The following is an 18967-nucleotide window of genomic DNA, read 5'->3' on the forward strand; positions in this document are numbered from 1 at the left end:
GGTTGGTCGCATACCGTAGGGGCATGACTGCGTACGACCGGACCGAGCGGGTTCCCAGCCCGCGCGCCGGCGCACGCACCGGCGGTGTGCCCGTGGGCGCACCCGGCGGCCCGGGAACCGCCCCGCGCATCGGGCGCTACCGCCTCATCGAGGAGATCGGCGAGGGCGGCATGGGTGTGGTCCACCTCGCCCTCGACCCGCGCGGTCGCGCGGTCGCCATCAAGGTCCTGCGGGCCCACGTCGCGCACGACGCCGACGCCCGCCAGCGGCTCGCCCGCGAGGTCGAGACGCTCTCGCGCATCCGCGACGCCCGCGTCGCCACCGTCATCGACGCCGACGTCATGGCCCCGCGTCCCTACATCGTCACCCGCTACGTGCCCGGTCCCGCCCTCGACGAGGTCGTGGAGGACCACGGGCCCATGGAACCGGCGCAGCTGGTGCGCGTCGCGCGCGGCATCGCCGAGGCGGTCCGGTCCATCCACGCGTGCGGTGTCGTGCACCGCGACATCAAGCCGGGCAACGTCCTCATCGAGGACGGCGAGCCGGTGCTCATCGACTTCGGCATCGCCCACCTGCAGGACGACGTGCGCCACACGGTGGGCGGCCTGGTCATGGGCACGCCCGGCTACCTGTCGCCCGAGCTCGTCGAGGGGGCCGCGATCACCGACGCCACCGACTGGTGGGGCTGGGCCGCCACGATCACGTATGCCGCGTCGGGGCGCCCGCCGTTCGGCCGCGCCCGCATGGACGCCGTGCTCGCACGCGTCCGCGCGGGTGACGTCGATCTCGAGGGCGTCGACCCGCGCCTGGTCCCGCTGCTGCGCGCGTCCCTCTCGCCCGACCCGTCGCGCCGACCCCACGCCGACGAGGTGCTCGCAGCCCTCGAGCTGTATGCCGCCGGGCGCGCCGCGACCGTGCCGACGCCGAGCGGTGGGGTCTGGGACACCGGCCGAGCCGGCGCCCCACCTTCGGGGCCGGGGGACACCCAGGTCGTCGAAGGGCACAGCACTGCCGTCATGCCACCGGTCGGCGCGACGGTCGTCCAGCCCGCAGCCGACCCTGCGCGGTGGGCACCACCCCCGAGCGGGGTGCCGGCGGCGGCACCCGGGCAGGCGGCATACGCAGGCAGGTGGGACGACGAGCCCAACGGCGACTGGGGCGGCGCGGAGGCCTACGACGAGAGACACGGCGCCTCCGACTACTGGCCCGAGGACGAGTGGGACGGCGACGACGAGGTCGTCGAGCGCGAGGGAGACCCTCGCATCGGGCTGCCGATGCGCAGCGGGCTGCTCGCGGCCGTCGCGGTCGCCTGGACGGGGGCACTCATGGCCTGGCCGGGCGCAGCGCTCGTCGCGCTCGTCGTGCTCTCGGCGCTCGCCCGCGCCACCGACCGCTCGGTGACGGCACTCGTGCTGCGCCGCTACGACTACGGCCGCAGGCGCAGCGACGTACCCTTCGCGGTCGTCTCGAGCCCCTGGCACCTCGTCGTCGGCACCGTGGCGACGGCCGTCGGTCTCCTGCTCCCCGTCGCGGTCGCACTGGCCAGCATCTACGCGGTCGCGTTGCTGCTCGCCGGCACGCAGGGCACCGAGCTCGGGCCGGGCGCGCCGCTCACGCTGGCCGTCGGCGGCGCCGTCGGTCTGCTCGTGCTCTGGTGGGGGCCCGGAGGGGCGTCGCTGCGTCGCGGGTCGCGCTCGATGGCGCGCCGGATCGTGCCCGCCGGCATCGCCAACCAGGCGGTCACCCTGGTGCTCGCCGTCGCCGGCGTCGTCGTCGCGCTCGTCGCGCTGCAGGCCGGTGAGAGCCTCACCTGGGCACCCTTCGGGAGCAACCCGCTCGGCCGCTGACGGTAGCGACCTCGTCCTTCCAGATCTCGCTCGTATCGCGAAAAGATCACGAAACTATCTCGGGTTGCCTTGTGCGGCGCTGCAGGCATCACGTACCGTCTGTGCTCGGCGGCTCCCACCCTCACGGGACAAGGGCGATCCATGCGAAGACCTCGTGCCGCTTTCCTGGCGTCCGGCTCCACACGAACGCTCCACAACTTCACATGGACACCCATCAAGAGAACCGTTCCCTGCGTGCGCCGAGCCTCGCCAGCCAGGGATGCAGCCCACACCCGTGGGCCGGGCGAGGACGGGGGACCCAGTGTGGCCAGTGAGTGCATGTGTGTTCGAGCGCATGACAAGAGGACGAGATCTGGCCTTGGGGTGAGGTCGCGCGAGCGACGGGGCACCTGACGCCCTAACCCGACAGCTAACCCCGCAGGCGCGCGTCAGGAAGGAACAACCTCATGCAGTACCTTTCCAAGCACGCTGCCGCCAAGAAGATCTCGGTCAAGCAGCGCATCGCAGGAGTCGGCATCGCCGGAGCCGCCACCATCGTCGGCGGCATCACGACCGCGGGGTCGGCCAAGGCCGCCTCCGTCTGGGACCGCGTCGCCGCGTGCGAGTCCGGCGGCAACTGGTCGATCAACACGGGCAACGGCTTCTACGGAGGCCTCCAGTTCGTGCAGAGCACGTGGGCCGGCTACGGTGGCCGCGCCTACGCCCCGCGCGCCGACCTCGCGACCAAGGCCGAGCAGATCGCCGTCGCGCGGCGCGTGCTCGCGTCGCAGGGCCCGGGTGCCTGGCCCGTGTGCTCGAAGCGCGCCGGTCTCACCCGGGCCAACGGTGGCGCCACCTCCGCACCGGTCTCGCGCTCCACGGTGCGCAAGCCGGTCGCGGCGAAGAAGCCGGTCGTCAAGAAGGTCGTCAAGAAGAAGTCCTACGCCAAGCCCGCCGTGTCGACCGGCAAGGGTGCGCGCATCACCGTGCGCAGCGGCGACACCCTCGGCAAGATCGCCGCGCGCTACCACGTCGCAGGCGGCTGGAAGGCGCTGTGGAAGGCCAACGCCTCCCGCGTCTCCAACCCGAACCTCATCTTCGTGGGGCAGGTCCTGCGACTGCCCTGAGTTGCTGGTAAAACTGAGCCGGACGGCCTCGCGCGACCAACCCCTGGGTTGCGCGGGGCCGTCCCTCTTTTTGGGCGTATGCCGTCCGCCTCGGTTACGCTTTCGCCCGTCCGCGGCGTCTGTGTCGCGGGCGTGCTGGCGTGGCGCAATTGGCAGCGCACCTGTCTTGTAAACAGGTGGTTGGGGGTTCGAGTCCCCCCGCCAGCTCTCTGACCTGCGGATACGTGGCGCGAGTCGCGCTCCAGCGCGCGTCACCCACCGCTTTGCCCACTTTTTTCGGCCGTGGCGAGACCGCGGAGCGGGTCCACCGACTCCAGCGCGGCCAGCACCCGAGGGTCGACCAAACCGCGGCCCAGATAGACATCCTGTGCCATCGAGACGCGCGTGTGGCCCAGCTGGTCGGCGATCATGCGACCCGTCGCGCCCATCTCGTCGAGGACGGTCGCCGTCGTCTTGCGCCAGGCGTGCGCCGTCACCCACTCCAGGCCGACCGCCTCGCGCGCCTCTTTGAGGAACCGACTCACGTTGCGTGGGTCGCGGAAGTCGCCGTCGATCGTGCCGAACACCGGACGGCCCGGGTCGTAGAGGGTTCGCGCGCGACGGCGCAGCATCGCCATGCACCAGCCCGGGAGCAGGAGCCGACGCTGGCCGGCGTCCGACTTGGTGCCCTTCCGGATCAGCCCTCGTCCGGTGACGCGGATCAGGGTCGACGACACGGTGACCGTCGAGGTGTCGAAGTCGATCTCGGACCAGATCGCCGCCAGTGCCTCACCGATGCGGAGACCGGTCGCCAGGAGGAACGCGGACAGGTCGAGGATGTCCCGCTCCATCGCCTTCCTGTCGGCCGCCACCCCGACGAAGCACTGCGTCCGCTCGGCGACGGTCAGAGCTCGAGGCTGACGCTTCGGCCGCGATCGCAGACGCTCGACGTCGCGGGCCGGGTTGACCGGCACGGCGCCGTGGCGAACAGCGCGGCCCATCACGCCCGAGACGATCGAGCGACACGTCCGCGCAGTCGCTGCCCCGACCGTCGTGTGAAGGTCGACGATGACGCGGTTGACGGCCGGTGTCGTCACCTGCCCCAGGCGAAGCCCGCCGAGCGCCGGCAGCACGTGGCCGTCCAAGGCGCGCGTGTACGTCTCCAAGGTCCCTGCGGAGCGCTGGCCACTCTCCACCAACCGGGCGATCTCACCCAGCCAGGCTCGCGCGGCGGCGTCGAACGTGTCCTGGCGCGTCAGACCACCCTCGCCGGCTGCCCGTGCGAGCTCCTCCAGCGCCTCCGTGAGTGACTCGACAGCAGCTCGGCGCGTCCTACCGATGCGCTCGACCACGCGGACGCGCCCATCCTGACCACGAAGTCGGGCCCGAGCGCGGTGCCGGATCGGACTGGCCGACACCCGGGCTGTCGAGATTTCACCCCACTCGCCGGGCTTCAGACGCTCACGAGGCATCTCACGCCGCCGTCTGCTCGTCGAGCCAACGCTCCACGTCGTCGGGCCGGTAGCGCAGGTGGCGCCCGACCTTGACCGCCCGCGGTCCGCGCTTGCGCATCCGCCAGTCGTAGAGCGTCTGGACCGGGATCCCTAGATACTCAGCAACCTCCGCCACCTTGAGCAGCGGAACAAATGTCGTCTTCACTTCAATCTGCCTCTCTCAGTTGGACTTGTCTTTGCGCTGGGCTGCTCGTTCCTGTGCGTACTCGCGGGCGCGAGCGGCAGCGGCTTTGGCGAGTTCGGCGTCGCCGTCGGTGTCCCAGCCGGATCCGGCGTAGGTCCAGTGGCCGACAACGAGGGTGGTTTCGGTGTCGTCGTCTTCGAGGAGGTCGTCGAGCTCGCGGGCCTCGAAGGTGCGGCCTTCGCGGTTGGCGGTCGCGAGGCGGCGCTGGAACCGGACGCGGGCGCGGCGCAGCCGGCCGAGGGTGACGCTGTAGCGGCGTGACTTGGAGGAGAAGTGGCCGCGGAACCCGAGCATGTGGGCCCACTTGACGAGCAGCGCGTACGGGTGCCCGGCCATGGGCGCCTCGGTGGCGGCCGCCTCGTGCTGCTGCCGGGCGACGGTCTGGGCGATGGTCGCGCGGAGCCGGTGCAGATGCGGGCTGCCCGTGTTCGTCGAGTCGGTCGCGGACTTCGTCGCGTACTTCGCGAGGTAGCCGGCGACCTGCTCGGCCTCGAGCTGCCCGTCGGGGTCGTCGGTCCGGTGCGCGTCGCGGACCGGCCGGGCGTCGACCTGGCTGCCGAACCGGAGCCGCCGGACGAGGTCACCGCCGAAGAGCGGCGGGGCGTCGAACCACACGCTTGCGGCGGCGGCCTCGATCGCCGACGAGAGCAGGGCGGCGGTGATCCCGGCCGGGGCCTGGGCGTGGGATTCCTCGTCGGTGGTCTTGCCGTCGACGCGGACGAGGGCGTGGAAGTGGACGAGGCCGCGCAGCTGGTACTCGGCGACCTTGGCGAACTGGACGGTCGCGACCTGCGCGAGCCGGTGGGGAGTGATCCCGAGCATCCGGGCCAAAGCCCGGCGCAGGGCGATGGTGAAGCGGCGCCACAGCTCGGGTCCCCACCACTGCCACACGATGTGCGAGGGATAGTCGTAGCAGTCGCCGCACAAGGGCTGCCCGAGGAGCGGATCGCCGTCGACGTGGGTGGCGTGGCAGACCGTGGGCCGGCCGTGCGCGCAGCGGTCCGCTTGTTCCTTGGCTCGGTAGGGGCGGCAGCGGCGGCCGTTGCGGGTGCCGTGGACCGACCCGAAGGAGGGCGCGGTCAGGGTCGCGAACACGAGTGGGTTCTCCGACACCGCGTCGGGGATGCCTTTGCCCCCGACGACGCCGGCCCGGATCAGGTGGAACGTGTCGGCCGCGTAGACGCGCGAGCACGACGGGCAGTCGGCGGCTCGCCGGTTGCCGCAGCGCACGTGCAGCACTCCGAGTGGGCTGTCGGCCGAGGAGAAGCTCGAGAGCACCTCGCCGGTCACCGCGTCGACCGTTCGGGACGAGCCGTGCAGCCGAATCGGTCTGGCGCAGTGGCCAACCCGGGAGGCCGCCTCGGACCAGGCGTCGAAGTCCCGTGACAGCAAGCGGGCCAGGACCTGCGCCTCGGTTGCCGCGTCGAGGTGGCTTAGGTCGAGTGGGTGGCCCTCACGGTCCGAACCATCATCGGCGTGATGGGGGTGCAGGGGGACGGCGTCCCAGATGCGGTCTCGTGTTGCCCGGCTCATCTCGGCCACCCCCCTTCCCTGTTCCGGGTGGGTGTGCCGTGCAGCTAGAGCAACCCGCGCTGCACGACACACCCGGTCCGAAAGGGCGGCCACTGAAAGCGTTGTCCGAGAAAGAGATGCCGGCGCCGCGGGTTGCTCACACGCCGACCACGTCAAAGGTCACGAAGAAGATGGCGGACCAGGAGATGCGTGTCTGTGTGTGTGACGGCAATTCGTGTGTATGGCCTCTGGCCGGGGTGGGGAGCCGACCCCCAGGGCATCAAGCCCGCAGTTTTGTCAGTTCAGGTCTTTTGTTTGGGTATGTCCGCACTCCCACCATCCACGCCCAAGGTGCCGATCCACGAAGAAACACGCCGCGTGTCGCGCGGTCGAAGTTGCACCAACATGCCGGTGTGCGGGCGTTGCTTTGGCCTGGCATTCGTCGCACCCGAACGAGCGATGAAGTCGTGGCAGACCAAACCACCGGCGGTCGGCCTTTCGGTATATCGGCGTTTCGGGTACGGACCGGGAACAGTTGTCCTCGCAAACGGGGCCTCGCGGTACATCGCCAGAAAGAAGCGACGCGTACATGACCACGCCTGCCTCAGTAGCAGCCTCGACTCCGGCGGTTGTCTTCTTCGACGTCAACGAGACCTTGAGTGACATGTCGCCGCTCGCGGACAGCTTCGAGCGGGTCGGGCTCGGTTCGGGCGCGGTCGAGCCGTGGTTCGCCTCTCTCTTGCGCGACGGGTTCGCATTGACCTCTGTCGGCGTGAACCCCGCCTTCGCCGATGTCGCTTCCGAGGCGCTCAGGGTGCGGCTGGCCGCCGCGCGCAACTCGGGTTCCAGTACGGAGGGCACCGGTGGAACCGACCTGGAGCCCTTGGTCGACGACGTCATGGCAACGTTCAGCTCGTTGACCGTGCACTCTGACGTTGTGGAGGGGGTGCGGGCGCTCAGCGAGCTGGGGTGCGCATGGCGACCCTCAGCAACGGGTCGGCCAGCGTTGCCGAGGGTTTGGTGGCACGCGCTGGCTTGACGGACGCGTTCGAGGCGCTGCTGAGCGTGCAGGATGCAGGCGCGTGGAAGCCGCACCCTGCGTCCTACGCCTACGCGCTTCAGGCCTGCCGTGTGACACCCAGTGAGGCCATGCTGGTCGCGGTGCACCCTTGGGACATCGACGGCGCTGCCCGGGCTGGCCTTCGAACCGGGTGGCTGAACCGGAGGGCGCAGCGCTATCCGAGTTACTTCACGGCCCCCACGGTGCAGGCGGGCGATCTCGTCAGCCTCGCGCGGCGGCTGGGCTAAGCGACCCTGCCAGCACGAGTGCGCGTCGATCACGTGCACGATCACGTGCACGATCACGTGGAGGCATGTTTGGGCTGCTGCGCTGTTACGGTCGCTGCACGCTCGCCGACACACGGTCCTGGCGGGCCGACGATGGTGTGCTCGGCGGGTGGCCGAAGAGGATGCGGTCTGGCGTCTCGTTCAGGGGCGAGCCTGGTCTAGGCGCATGACGGCCCCGCCGGTTCCGTCCCGGTTGACGGTCAGGACGTAGAGCTCCTTGGCTTTGTCCTGGCCGAACCCGGTGATGCCCGCGTCGATCGGCCCGTCCCGCAGCTCGTTGATGACGTTCGCGGCCGTGACGGGCGACGGGCTGGTCACGTCGACTCCGAAGAGCCGCCCGTGTCGGTTGTTGAGGCGTCGGGTGAAGTCGCCGAACACGTAGGTGCCGGTCAGGGCCGGCATGGCCGTGCCGCGGTAGACGAAGCCGCCGATGACGGCGGACCCGTCGTCGTGGTCGTAGTTGGCGACCGGGTCGACGAGACCGGGCTGAGGCGGCTGGGCGAAGACGAACGCGTCGGACTTGAAACCCTTGGACTGGAAGCCCGCCGGGTCGAACCCGAACGCCCCCTCACGCAGGCGCCACCCGTAGTTGCCTCCCGCGACCACGTGGTCGACCTCCTCGACATCGTTCTGCCCGACGTCCCCGGCCCAGAGGTCGGTCCCGTCGAACGAGGCCCGGAACGGGTTGCGGAAGCCGTACGCGTACACCTCCGGCGCTGCCCCGGCCGTGCCGACGAACGGGTTGGTGCCTGGGATGGCGTACTGGCCGTTGCGTGACGTGCGCCCGGCGGGGTCGATGCGCAGGATCTTCCCGAGCGGGGTGGCGAGGTTCTGGCCGTTGCCGTCTCCCGGGTGGCCGAACATGGGCCGCGCGTCGAAGTCGGTCTGGCAGTCCTGGTCGTCCTTGCCGCCGCCGTCCCCAGAGGTGATGTAGAGCAGCCCGTCAGGTCCGAAGTCGAGGTCACCGCCGTTGTGGTTGAACTGCGGCTGGTCGAAGCTGAAGACACGACGGCCCTGACCCTGCGTCGCGCGGTCCACCACGAGGCCACCACTCGGGCTGGAGGTCACTCGCCACTCACGGATCACGCTCTGGTGATCCGGGGGCAGGACCAGAGCGCAGGCGGCGGTGCTGACCGGCACCTTGTAGTCCGCCGACCCGTCGAAGGCTTCCGAGGTGTACGTGTAGAGCAAGCCGTCGCTGGCGAATCCGGGCGAGAACGCGGCACCGAGGAACCCGCGCTCGTCCCCGTCGCGCGAGGGACCGACGACGAGGTCAGTCACGTCCAGGACCTTGGTTGCACCCACCGGCCACTGGGCACGGTTGCCGACCGGGACGTCCCACAGGAACCCGACCTGGTCGACGACGTACAGATGCGTCGGCTGCCCTGCGGCCGTGATCCCGGCGACGGGCGCGAGCACGTCGTTCGTCACGGTGGTCAACGCGACCCGGACCGGCCCGGGCCGAACATCAGGCACCGGGTCACCCAGCGGCTCGGGCGCGGCGCTCGCCATAGCAGGTGCCGCCGCCGAGACGGCGACCACGCAGCAGAGCCCGACGGTGGCGAACCAGCCGCGACGCTGGGACGGTGAGTTGGAGTCACGACGCATTGGAAGCTCCTGTCTAGGACCCGGCTCCGTTCGACGCTCCTCGGGCGTGGCGGCACAGGGCAATACGACATAAGTCCTAGTACCTCGACAGGATGGACCTGGCGCATCTCTCACCGTGACGGTCCCGGAAATCGGCGCTTGGTGGCGCCCCGAGACCCCTCAGCCCCCTCAGACGCCTTCACGGCCCACATGTCGACAACGACCCTCGGGAGGTAACCGGGTGTCGACCCCCTCGCCCGACGATGGTGGCGAGCGTGACCGCATCGCGCGGGTCGGGGACGGCGCCGCCCCGGACCGAGAGACAGGGGGTAACTGGGCCAGGGACGGCACCGCCGGAACTCACGTACCCACCGAGCCAAGGCCATCGCGGCCGTCGACCGCGCCTATATGCAACCCCACGCGCGAACGACGCCACCTCCAGCCGCATCAGACGACCCGGACGTCTCGCCGATGCCGCCGTCACGGGCTGCGGGGCCCTCACGCCGATCGACGCCCGCGAATGGAAGAGGGCGTGTGGCGTCGAGCGGTGCCGGCCGACCCGCGTCAGCGGCCGTTCATAGGAGCCAGCGGTCCCCGCGTGCCCGCCTGGCGATGAACGACATGTTCGTCGCGGGGTCTTGCACGGCCCTACTCGTCGCGCCGTTGCGGATGTCGCGCGATCAGGCGCCACATCCCGCCCTCGCGGGCCCAGACGTCAAGGACGACGCCGGCGGCGGTGACAGGACCTGCAGTGTCCTCACCGGCCACGGGCTCACGCGACTGGCTGACCCAGGACTCGACTACGCGACCATCGTCGCCCATGTCGAGGACTCGCCGCGTCTCGACCTTGAACCAGTTCCACCTCACCGTGCAGCTGGCCTCGATCCAGTCTTGCTTCGACCGCCGGTTGTCGTGCAGCGGCATCACCCAGATCATCCGGTCGCTCACCGCCGCTTCCAGATACCTCCGGTCGCGGAGCCGAACGGCTTGCTGGAGCGCCTCTGTCGTCCTCTGGGCGTCGAACATGTCCCCCATGCTGTCGTACGCGTTTGGCCCGTGCCGGGAGAACCCGGGTTCGACGAGTCTCGGACACGGCTCTATGACACCGTGTCACGCGGACAAGGCGACTCGCTCAGGCCCAGCGGAGGACCTTCTGCATGTCGGCGACGTGTTCGAGCTGGTTGACCCACTGCGTCGGGCTGCCGGCGTGGCCCAGGCAGTGCGTGCCTGTTGTGCCGTGACCCGGCGGCGCTGCCGACGCTCGGGGGAGGTACGTCGGCAGCGCCAGCCTGCCCGGCTGGTGGGGGCGAGCCGCGACAGGCGCACGAACCAAGACGCAGCGCCCAGAAGTCGGGCTCGCGGCGGCACGGTCGGTGCTGCCGGACCAACGAGCACCAGACCGCAGAGTTACGGCACGCGCGCCGTCTGGAAAGGACCGATTTGGGTAGGCTCGACGGTGTCGACAGTGTCGACGTCCCGGGGCGGGCTGTGTCTGGGCTGTTTCTTGGTTCGGTGCGGAACGACCAATGAGGGTGTCTTTTCACTGACAGGGGCTGACGAGATGAGCACGAGCGATCAGGATCTGCCGTGGGCGGAGCTGGACGATCAGGGGCGCCAGACGTTGACGCTCGAGCAGGTCGCCGGCCGCCTCGACCATCGGCTGCACGCGCCCGAGATCGGCATCCCGGAACTGCGGGCCGGGTGCCAGCTGGCTGCGGACCATCGCCTGGCGGCGATCACCTGCCGCCCCCAGCACATCGCCCACGCCGCCAGCCACCTCGACGGGACCGCCGTCGCGGTGGTCTCCGGGCTCGGGTTCGCAAACCCCGCCGCACCGACAGATGCACCAGCCTGGGTCGAGGAAGCGGAGGCTCTCGCTGCTGCCGGCGCGATCGAACTGGCGGTCGTTGCGACTGCTGCCCGGCTGTCCAGGGACGCCCCCGCTCCTTTCGTCGCGGCCGTGGAGCGGCTCGTCGAACTGGGGCAGTCCCGTGGCTTCCGGCTGCGGGTGCATCTTGACGTGCGCGACCTCACCGACCAGCAGGTCATAGGGATCTGTCGTGATCTCGCCGCCGCGGGTGTGTGGATGGTGCAGACCGGGTCCTGGCTGGGCGAGCGGGCAGGCTTCCGCCATGCCGTGCTGATGCGCGAAGCCCTCGGAACCGCCGTCCTTCTGAAATGGACCAGCCCAGTCCCGTCGCTACACGTCCTGCTCCTGGCCATCGCCGAGGGCATCGACCGTTTCAACGCCGACGTCCCACAGATCCTGCAGCAGGCAGCCAGACAGGCAAGCCTCGCCCCCCTCCTCGTACCCAAAGCCGGTCTGGACTACTAAGGTCCAAGCCCCGAAACCCCCACCTCAGAGATCCGCTACTGCCGCTGTTCGCTATCGCCGGCTCACCGAGACCTGGTCAGGACCGTCCAAGTTCCTTGGCGCGGCTCCTCTGAAGTCGACGCCGCTTGAACTCCCAGAACCCTGCCCAGAGCCCCGCGTTCGTCACCGCGGCAAGCGAGAGACCGATTCGCGCTACGGTCAGCGCACGATGACGCCATCGATCGGCCTGGAACGGATCTGGATCACACTCGGCGGCGCCCGGCAGACGGGGGTCGGATGGTGCTCCGAGCCAGAGAATGAGGAGCACTCCAGGGATCCCAACGCAGCCGAATACGAGCTCTCCGAACAGTATTCGCAGCCGGTACGGTTCAGCTGAAGCGCCTCCATGTGACGCGCGCGCCGGCGTCCTGTCATCGCACCCCTTTAGGTCAAGACCGGGCCAGGGCTGGGGTTCTACGCTGGTTGCTGGCGGTCCGGGAAGTGGCTTGTCCGAAGAGCCGGTGTGGGGTTGTGAGCCGGTCGCGCTGGAGTCAGAGTCGTTGCCCCCGGGCCCTCCCGAGCCCCCGTCGCCTCAACCATTTGGTGGGTGATCTCGCGCCGGTTCTGGTCGGCGAACATGCGTGCGTACACGATGTTGGACAGGCGTCTCTCGAGCGAACGCATCGCCATCAATGACGGTGTGCCGCCGGCCTTGCGGGCGTCGTGGAACTCCCTTCCCGGGGTTGCCTTGCGCAGCTGCACGACGGCCATCATGTGCGGGGCGGGTTGGTCCGGCGATTGCCCGCCCGGGACGGCCGGTGCCGTTGCTGGGCCCCGGAGGAGGCGTCCAGCTGCGCGGTTCCGTTTTACGAGGCGAAGCGGTCCTTGTCGCGGAACCGGTGGATGTCGCCGACGTCGGCCAGCAGCCGCGCGGCGCCGGTCGGTCCGATCCCGGTAAGCTCCGGCAGGCTCGAGCCGCGCTCTTGGACCAGGGCGGCAAAGCTCGTTCTGGGCGATCTTGATCTTGCGGTCGCTCCCCTCGAGCTCACCGATGAGCTCACCGACGAACCGAGGCCTCGTTCTGCAGACGAGGTCCCCCGGTGTGACCGTGGCGAGCAGTGCCACATCACCGAACATCTCTTGGTATCCACCGAACGCGAGATCGGGACAATTGCGCCGCGTCCCTGAGTCCGGCATTTCCCGTCAAGGAGCGAGATGCACAATTCCCCGGCAAATGCGCTTTTCCCCGCAAGCCAATGCTAAGCGCCTCAAATTCGGCTCAGCATCGACAATCAGCTACGGGGTCCGAAGGTTCGCGCAGTGAATGAACGCGGGGAACGTCGACCCGTTGATCGTGGGCAACGGGTTCAATACGAGATCGACTCCAGGCGCAAAGCCATTGGGAATCCTCAGGGCGAATCCTGCGGACACGAACTTTGCGTTGGGCCGGTCCAGATCGAAGTTGATCGTCACCTCAGTCGCGGACTGGACGATCGACGAGATCACCCCGGTGGCCTGCAGTGCACGGATGAACGAGTTGCCGCTCGACGCACCGACTTGCCCTGGAGGCTCCACATCCTGACCGCCAAAACGGCACGACGCACCGATCATCTCGTGGATGAACGCGCTACTCGGAGTGGCGCTCGCAACGAGCACCCCCGCTGTCATCGCCAGCGCCGATACGCACTTCGCAATACGCTTCATCATCGCCCTCCATCTTTTCCGGGCCCCGATTGCAGGAGAGTACACCCCCGGGCGTGGCCCTCGGATCCAAACGACGAGATGTGCCGCCTTTCGTTTTGCTGCGCGGCGAAACCTTCGTTCATTAATGGCTATGAATATCCGGAACTTCCGCAAATGCGTCGCTTAGCCCCGGTTCCATCGACCTACGGAAGCCCTCGGCGGGAGGCGCCCATAGCTTCTCGACCAAACCCCCGCTCCGACGGCCCTGGATGGCCTTCGCCAAGAGCTCTTGGTTGTGGCCGTCCCGTACACGTCGGCCGTGTGGAAGGGGATCACCCTCAGTTACAGAGCGCACCCCCGGCTGCCACCGACGCCTTGTCCTCGACGGACCAGCACGCGTCACCGCCGATCGCTCATGCGCCTAAACCGACCTCCGCTACCGACATCCCCGTGCTGCCCAGCTCGCGATCACGCACGTGCGACCACGTTGCTCTCCTCGGGTCCGTCTCGTTCACCCCCGGCGGTCCCCGTGGATCTGCCGCTCCGCCGAGGGCGTTGGATCCACGGGGACGTTCAATCGGAACTCGAATCGGTGAAGAGTTTCTGTACTGGCTCAAGCTGCGCCTCCGGCGCAGAAAAGCGCGGGGACCCGCGGCAGGGGCCCCGCGCTGCGGGCGGCGCTGGCGCGCCGTCCTCGCGCACCCCGCCGCCCCCACACTTTTACGAACTCAGGGCGGCGCCCGCCCCGTCGAGGCCACTCCCATCGGCAGGCTCGATGCTCCGTCGTTGCGACACAGGCGCCTGGACGAGGGAAGCCCCCGCAGTCGCCGCTTCGGCCGAGCCCCCTGGAGGACCGCTGCCCACCTCGAGCGCGACCTGCGGATTACGGCCCGCCCGGTTGGGTCGGCCAAACGCCTTCTGCGCGGCACCTTCTCGAGCGGCCCGGTGATGGTCGATGCGCAGACCCGCGTAGCTGGGGGAGGCACTCGCATCACCCACCGCTTTGCCCACCTCTTTCGCGCCGAAGTGACCAGCAGCCTGGAGAGGTGACGGCAGAGAATGAGGCCCCGAATGCGCTCAGCGCCAAGGGCTTTCGCGCAGACAACAAGGGCCAGCAAGAGTGCCAGACACAAACAGGTGGTTGGGGGTTCGAGTCCCCCCGCCAGCTCCACACGTCCTCCATGAGCCCCGGCAGGGGCTGTTGTGGCGCTGCAGTTGGTCAGGCGGGCACGCCGGAGGCGTGGCGACTGCGGCTCAGTGCGCCGGCCGCGGCCGCCGCCAGGGCGGCTCCGCCCAGGGCACCGAGGGCGATCTGGAGCACCTCCGGTCCGTCCTGGGAAAGGGTTGGCGTCGGAGTGCTCACGAGCGGCCCGGGGTCGGGCGGGACGGGGAGCTGGGCGTAGGCGGGGGCGACCGACAGGACGCCGGCCGTCGCGGCGCCCGCGAAAGCGGACAGTGCGCGATGTGCGAGGTGGTTCGACATGACGAGCCTCCGATCCGAGGGTTTGAAATGACTCCTCGACGATGCGCCGTCCCGCCTGCTCGGACATCGGGGACGGCACCCTAGATCTCGTCCACAGCCGCCCTATCCGTCCGCGTCGCCCAGAGGGCCGCCTCGCCACGGCTGTGCGTGCCGGTCTTGCGGAGCACGTTCGAGACATGGATGCCGACCGTCTTGACCGACAGGAAGAGGGCGTCGGCGATCTCGGCGTTCGTGCGCCCGGCCACCAGGTGCGCCAGGACCTCCCGCTCGCGGGGGGTGAGTGGGTCGACGGGTAGGCGGGCCCCGAGGTCTGCGGACACCGCCTCCAGCGAGGTTCGGGTGACTCTGGCCAGCGTCGCGAGCCGCGCGGCCAGGTGATCCGCCCCCAGGGCGACCGCCCGGGCGTGGGCCTCTCGGAGGACCGCCGCGACCTCGCCGTGAGGCGCCTGCCTCCGGATCATGGCCTCGGCCAGCCGGAGGCCGGCGTACGCCTCCTCCCAGGGGAACCCGTCCCGGCGAGCGTGGGTCCGGAATGAGGAGAAGGCGTCGACGCAGTCAGAGCCGGCCTTCGCGTAGGAGCTGTCCGAGAGAGCCCACCGGAGCCGGGCCTCCTCGGCCGCGGTTCGGGCCTCCCACAGCACGTCATGCCGTCGGCGGCCCCCGCCGGGCTGAGCCGCGGCCACGTCGTCCACCCACCTCTTGATCCCGTCGAGGGCGGCGAGCGCCCGCGAGTCGAGCTCGTCCGGGCGGACCGGCTCCTCGGCCAGATCGGCGCAGTCCGTGGTCGCGAGCGCGACATGGAGCGGCCCGACCCAGCGGTGAAACAGGTCCGGCTCATGGCGGGAGTCGAGGACTTCGAGGGCGTCCCACGGCCGTCCGGTGGCCAGCGCGAGCTCGGCCACCGGCTGGGCGAGTGGCCAGAACCAGTTGGTCCAGGCGCCGAACTCCAGGAGCCGGTCGAACTGTCGGGCCGCCCATCCGATCTGCCCGGCGCGCACCCCGAGCAGGGCTGACGCCCAAGCCAACCCGACATCGCCGCTGGAGCGCGTCCCCGTCGCGAAGGGACCACGGAGCAGCGTCCGGACCCGGGCCCAGTCGCCGGTCATGATCAGCGTCCTCGCCGCTTCGACGGCGAGCCACTTCGGGCCCTCGAGATCGCCGGACTCGCGGAGGTCCGCGGCGGCTCGGTCGGCGGCGGCGACCTGCTCGTCGTATCGCTCCGCATCATGGAGCAGGCGAGGCCACCAGCCCGCCGTGTACGCCAGGCACATCGGGTCGCCGGCCGACTTCGCGAGGTGGTGGGCCTCGCCCATCCGATCAGCCCGGTCGCTCGACAGGTCCACGATTGCGGAGGCGTACGTCGCCCAGGCAAGGGCGCGCGGTCCCGCGCCAACAGCGAGCTCGACGACTCGCCCAGCGGTCGTTGTCGCCGCGGCCCGGTCTCCCATCACCCACTGTGCGCAGGCGTACTCGGACAGGACGGCGACCCCGGTGTCGCTGTGCGGACTGCCCTCGACGAGCTCCGCGGCTCGCCGGAGGTCCGCCGCGGAGGACCCGATGTCGAAGTCGATATCCTCCTGCCCGGAGCGCTGGAGGAGGACCTCGGCGAGCAGAAGAGGATCGTCACGTCTTTCGAGGATCGACACCGCCTCGTCGAGCCATGCGCTCCCGCGGTCTGCGACACCGGTCGACCACTCCGCCCGGGCGGCCCGGCGCAGGAGGTCGACGTGGTCCAGCTCGTTGCCGCGCGCTCCGTCGGACACGCTGGACCACAGGTCCGTCGCCATGGCGAGGCTGAGGCAGGCCTGCGTGGTGGCGCCGACCTCGACGGCGAGGTCCGCGGACACGAGGGCCCAGTGGAACGCGCCGTCGGCGTCCCGGCCCGCTGCGAGGTGCTCGGACACGTCACCTGCTGCCACCGGGTCGTCACCCGCCGTGCGGCCGAGGACCTCGGCGTAGGCGAGGTGCGTGGCCGCATCGTCCTCGCCCGGAGCCACCTGGGTCACCAGGACTTCGCGCAGGAGCGGGTGAAGCAGCCACACGGTTTCGACCGCTCCCCGGGCTACCACGCCCTTGTCCATCGCCTCCGCGAGCGACCCTCGCAGGTCGAGGTCCCCCTCAGGCCGGTGACGACTTCGCGCAGGATGTCCACGGGCCGGGGACGTCCGCCGATGGCCAGGACGCGAGTGACCCACCGGGCGTCGGCCGACAGGGTGTGCCACCGTGCCAGGACGGCGTCTCGCAGCCGCGCCGGCACCTGTGCCGGCAGCTCGGCCGTCCCGGGTGGCATCCCCTCGAGGAGCAGTTCGGTGAAGTAGGGGTTCCCGCCGGTCCTCTCGTGGACTGCTCTCCCAAGAGCGGGCGTAGCCGCCTCGCGAAGTGCCGCCACCTGCTCGAGCGTCTCGTCCTGCGACATCCGCGACAACGTCAGCTCAGCGACGCCTTCCAGTCGGCGGAGGTCGGCGAGCCACTCGTGAAGCAGGCTGCCGACGGGGCGATCCTCTGCCCGCAGGAGGCAGCAGGAGACCCAGGCGCCGATGCACGAGGCCGGACGCGACGAAGGCGAGGGCGTCGAGAGTCGCAGTGTCAGCCCACTGGAGGTCGTCGACGACGAGGACGGTCGGCGCGGCTGTGGCGAGGCTGCGGAGGAGGCGCTCGGTGCTGCGCACCACGTCGGGCTCGCCGAGTTCCCCCACGGGCCGGGCGAACAGCCTGTTGGCCACGTCGACGAGGGGATCACCCGCCTGCCTGCCCTCGGCCCAGTCGTCGGTCGCTCGGACCAGCGGCACGTAGGGAATGCGGGCCGAGGCGAAGTGGACGCAGGCGCCCCAGAGGGTGGTGAACCCACGGCCGTCGGCGGCCTCGCGGAGTTCGCGCGCAAGCGTGGTCTTCCCGGTACCGGCTTCGCCCTCCAGAACGAGCACGCGACCGTGCCCCTGGTCGATGTCGTCCAGGAGATGGGCCAGCTCGGCGCGCTCAGAGCGCCGACCGACCACCACGCGGAGAGGGTTCCCCGCCATCCCCCCAGTCTGCATCGCCGGCGCACATCCAGGAACGGCTCCGGCGGCGATCGTCGGGAAGGTCCCGAATCCCGTGGCGCGCCGGCGCGCGCTCCGGATCGCCCTTGCAGGGATCCCGCTGCGTGCGGCAACGCTCGCGCATGTGCCGCAGGTCGAGTGGCTACCCGTAGTGGTATCGACAGGCAGCGATGCGGACTTCATCGGTGGTGATCTTGTAGACGAGGCGATGCTCATCGGTGATTCGTCGGGACCAGTAGCCGGCGAAGTCGTGCTTCAGCGCCTCGGGCTTGCCGATGCCCTCGTTGCCGTTGCGTTGGATGTCGACCAGCAGTGTGTTGATGCGCTTGAGCACCTTGCGGTCCTGCGCCTGCCACCACAGGTAGTCGTCCCACGCGTTCTCGTCCCAGACGAGCAGCACGTCACTCGGTCTCGATGAGATCGTGGGCCTGGCCTCGGCCGCCCTCGAGGCGCTCCATCGCGTCGAGCAGGCGTCGGGCGTTGGCCGGCGACCGCATCAGGTAGGCGGTCTCCCGCAGGGACTCGTAGTCGTCGAGGGAGACGATGACAACCGGCTCGTGCCCGGCGCGGGTGATGATGACCTCTTCGCGGTCGTTGGCGACGGCGTCGAGCACCTCGGCGTAGTGGGCACGGGACTCTGTGTAGCTCATTGTCTTCATGGTCGCCTCCTGTACAGAAAATTGTACGTCTGGCTGGAGTTCGAGGCAAGCCGTGTGTGACCACACACGCTCCGACGACGCTGAGAGTGAGAGTCGTGTACCGCCCGTCAGCTGGCGCCGACGACGGGTCAGGCTCCAGCGGCTACGTTCTGTCCACCATCGAGGACCTCAAGAGGTTGAAGCCCGGGCGACTATCCCTCGCCGCCCTGGTCCTCGTCGTCCTCGTCGTCGTGGCGCTCGTTCTCCACGGCCTGCACGAGCAGCCGTGCCCGCTCATCCCGGCCGAGGTCGTCGGCCTCCTCGCGTCCGTGCATGGCCTGCGCCAGAGCCCAGTCGGGCAGTTCGCGGTCGGGGCCCTCAGGTGGCGAGCTCATCGTCGACTCCAGTCCGTCGCGGGAACGACAACGCAACGGCCGGGTTGGCGTCAGGCGACCTCACTTCAGTGTGCACCGACCGTCAAGCCGCGAACATGGGTCACGGGGACCCTGAGGCAGGTCGCCACGGGGGACGACGTCACACGCCGACGTTGCTCGACGTCGACGACGGCGCGTGAGGGTCGAACCGAGCAGACGCACCCGCTCGGTGACATGGCGGACTAGCATGGGAACGTCTCGCACACCGGAAAAGTCTCGGGCCGCGGGGGAGTCGAGGTCTCGAGTGTCCGACGACCCACCAACGCCCCGTAGCCGTTCGCTCACGGTTCTGGCCGAGGAC

18 protein-coding genes, 1 tRNA gene and 1 riboswitch are annotated in these 18967 nt (G+C 69.8%); of the genes, 6 read left to right on the top strand and 13 right to left on the bottom strand.

Features of this window, described 5'->3' with window-relative positions:
• Positions 1-23 precede the first annotated feature (23 nt).
• The 3 genes from ACYVNR_RS04670 to ACYVNR_RS04680 all read left to right on the top strand — a co-directional run bounded on the left by ACYVNR_RS04670 (position 24) and on the right by ACYVNR_RS04680 (position 3160).
• Positions 24-1847 carry a serine/threonine-protein kinase gene (locus ACYVNR_RS04670; protein WP_461046894.1) on the top strand — a complete coding sequence of 608 codons (1824 nt, stop codon included), beginning with the start codon at positions 24-26 and terminating at the stop codon, positions 1845-1847.
• Between the two features lie 267 nt (positions 1848-2114).
• Positions 2115-2288, top strand: a riboswitch (cyclic di-AMP (ydaO/yuaA leader).
• Positions 2289-2293: 5 nt separating this feature from the next.
• The gene (locus ACYVNR_RS04675; RefSeq protein WP_458798764.1) at positions 2294-2953 is read left to right on the top strand and encodes a transglycosylase family protein; all 660 of its coding nucleotides are present in this window, start codon (positions 2294-2296) and stop codon (positions 2951-2953) included.
• A 134-nt stretch (positions 2954-3087) separates the two neighbouring features.
• A tRNA-Thr gene (locus ACYVNR_RS04680) sits at positions 3088-3160 on the top strand.
• Between the two features lie 44 nt (positions 3161-3204).
• On the opposite strand, the gene ACYVNR_RS04685 is transcribed toward ACYVNR_RS04680, so the two are convergent.
• The 3 genes from ACYVNR_RS04685 to ACYVNR_RS04695 all read right to left on the bottom strand — a co-directional run bounded on the left by ACYVNR_RS04685 (position 3205) and on the right by ACYVNR_RS04695 (position 6163).
• A complete protein-coding gene (locus ACYVNR_RS04685; RefSeq protein WP_461046896.1) occupies positions 3205-4284 on the bottom strand; it encodes a tyrosine-type recombinase/integrase in 1080 nt (359 codons plus the stop codon).
• A gap of 121 nt (positions 4285-4405) precedes the next feature.
• Entirely contained in the window at positions 4406-4561 is a 156-nt protein-coding gene (locus ACYVNR_RS04690) for a helix-turn-helix transcriptional regulator (protein WP_461046898.1), read from the bottom strand.
• 45 nt (positions 4562-4606) lie between these two features.
• Positions 4607-6163 (bottom strand): replication initiator, encoded by a 1557-nt coding sequence (locus ACYVNR_RS04695; protein ID WP_461046900.1) that lies wholly within the window; start codon positions 6161-6163, stop codon positions 4607-4609.
• Positions 6164-6731: 568 nt separating this feature from the next.
• Between ACYVNR_RS04695 and ACYVNR_RS04700 the strand changes: the two genes are divergently transcribed.
• Positions 6732-7181: an HAD family hydrolase gene (locus tag ACYVNR_RS04700; RefSeq protein ID WP_461046902.1), complete on the top strand. Its 450-nt coding sequence runs from the start codon at positions 6732-6734 to the stop codon at positions 7179-7181.
• A complete protein-coding gene (locus tag ACYVNR_RS04705) occupies positions 7118-7450 on the top strand; it encodes an HAD-IA family hydrolase (protein ID WP_461046904.1) in 333 nt (110 codons plus the stop codon). The genes ACYVNR_RS04700 and ACYVNR_RS04705 overlap by 64 nt, the downstream gene beginning before the upstream one ends.
• Positions 7451-7630: 180 nt before the next feature.
• Here the strand turns inward: ACYVNR_RS04705 and ACYVNR_RS04710 are convergent, their stop codons facing one another.
• Entirely contained in the window at positions 7631-9097 is a 1467-nt protein-coding gene (locus tag ACYVNR_RS04710; protein ID WP_461046906.1) for a PQQ-dependent sugar dehydrogenase, read from the bottom strand.
• 627 nt (positions 9098-9724) lie between these two features.
• On the bottom strand, positions 9725-10102 hold the full coding sequence (locus ACYVNR_RS04715; RefSeq protein WP_461046908.1) for a nuclear transport factor 2 family protein: 378 nt from the start codon (positions 10100-10102) through the stop codon (positions 9725-9727).
• 535 nt (positions 10103-10637) lie between these two features.
• Here ACYVNR_RS04715 and ACYVNR_RS04720 point away from each other — a divergent pair.
• Positions 10638-11411 (top strand): beta/alpha barrel domain-containing protein, encoded by a 774-nt coding sequence (locus tag ACYVNR_RS04720; protein ID WP_045190901.1) that lies wholly within the window; start codon positions 10638-10640, stop codon positions 11409-11411.
• Between the two features lie 845 nt (positions 11412-12256).
• Here the strand turns inward: ACYVNR_RS04720 and ACYVNR_RS04725 are convergent.
• The 8 genes from ACYVNR_RS04725 to ACYVNR_RS04760 form a co-directional block, all read right to left on the bottom strand.
• On the bottom strand, positions 12257-12517 hold the full coding sequence (locus ACYVNR_RS04725) for a transposase (protein ID WP_082080913.1): 261 nt from the start codon (positions 12515-12517) through the stop codon (positions 12257-12259).
• A gap of 169 nt (positions 12518-12686) precedes the next feature.
• Entirely contained in the window at positions 12687-13094 is a 408-nt protein-coding gene (locus tag ACYVNR_RS04730) for a hypothetical protein (RefSeq protein WP_461046910.1), read from the bottom strand.
• Between the two features lie 1198 nt (positions 13095-14292).
• Positions 14293-14556 (bottom strand): hypothetical protein, encoded by a 264-nt coding sequence (locus tag ACYVNR_RS04735; protein ID WP_461046912.1) that lies wholly within the window; start codon positions 14554-14556, stop codon positions 14293-14295.
• Between the two features lie 80 nt (positions 14557-14636).
• On the bottom strand, positions 14637-16562 hold the full coding sequence (locus tag ACYVNR_RS04740; RefSeq protein WP_461046914.1) for a LuxR C-terminal-related transcriptional regulator: 1926 nt from the start codon (positions 16560-16562) through the stop codon (positions 14637-14639).
• Between the two features lie 426 nt (positions 16563-16988).
• A complete protein-coding gene (locus ACYVNR_RS04745; RefSeq protein ID WP_461046916.1) occupies positions 16989-17576 on the bottom strand; it encodes an ATP-binding protein in 588 nt (195 codons plus the stop codon).
• A gap of 160 nt (positions 17577-17736) precedes the next feature.
• Positions 17737-17994: a Txe/YoeB family addiction module toxin gene (locus tag ACYVNR_RS04750; protein ID WP_045190897.1), complete on the bottom strand. Its 258-nt coding sequence runs from the start codon at positions 17992-17994 to the stop codon at positions 17737-17739.
• 1 nt (position 17995) lies between these two features.
• A complete protein-coding gene (locus tag ACYVNR_RS04755) occupies positions 17996-18253 on the bottom strand; it encodes a type II toxin-antitoxin system Phd/YefM family antitoxin (RefSeq protein ID WP_045190896.1) in 258 nt (85 codons plus the stop codon).
• 191 nt (positions 18254-18444) lie between these two features.
• Positions 18445-18627, bottom strand: coding sequence for a hypothetical protein (locus ACYVNR_RS04760; protein WP_045190895.1), 183 nt, complete (start codon positions 18625-18627; stop codon positions 18445-18447).
• Positions 18628-18967: the final 340 nt, after the last annotated feature.

Source organism: Terrabacter koreensis (assembly GCF_054783315.1).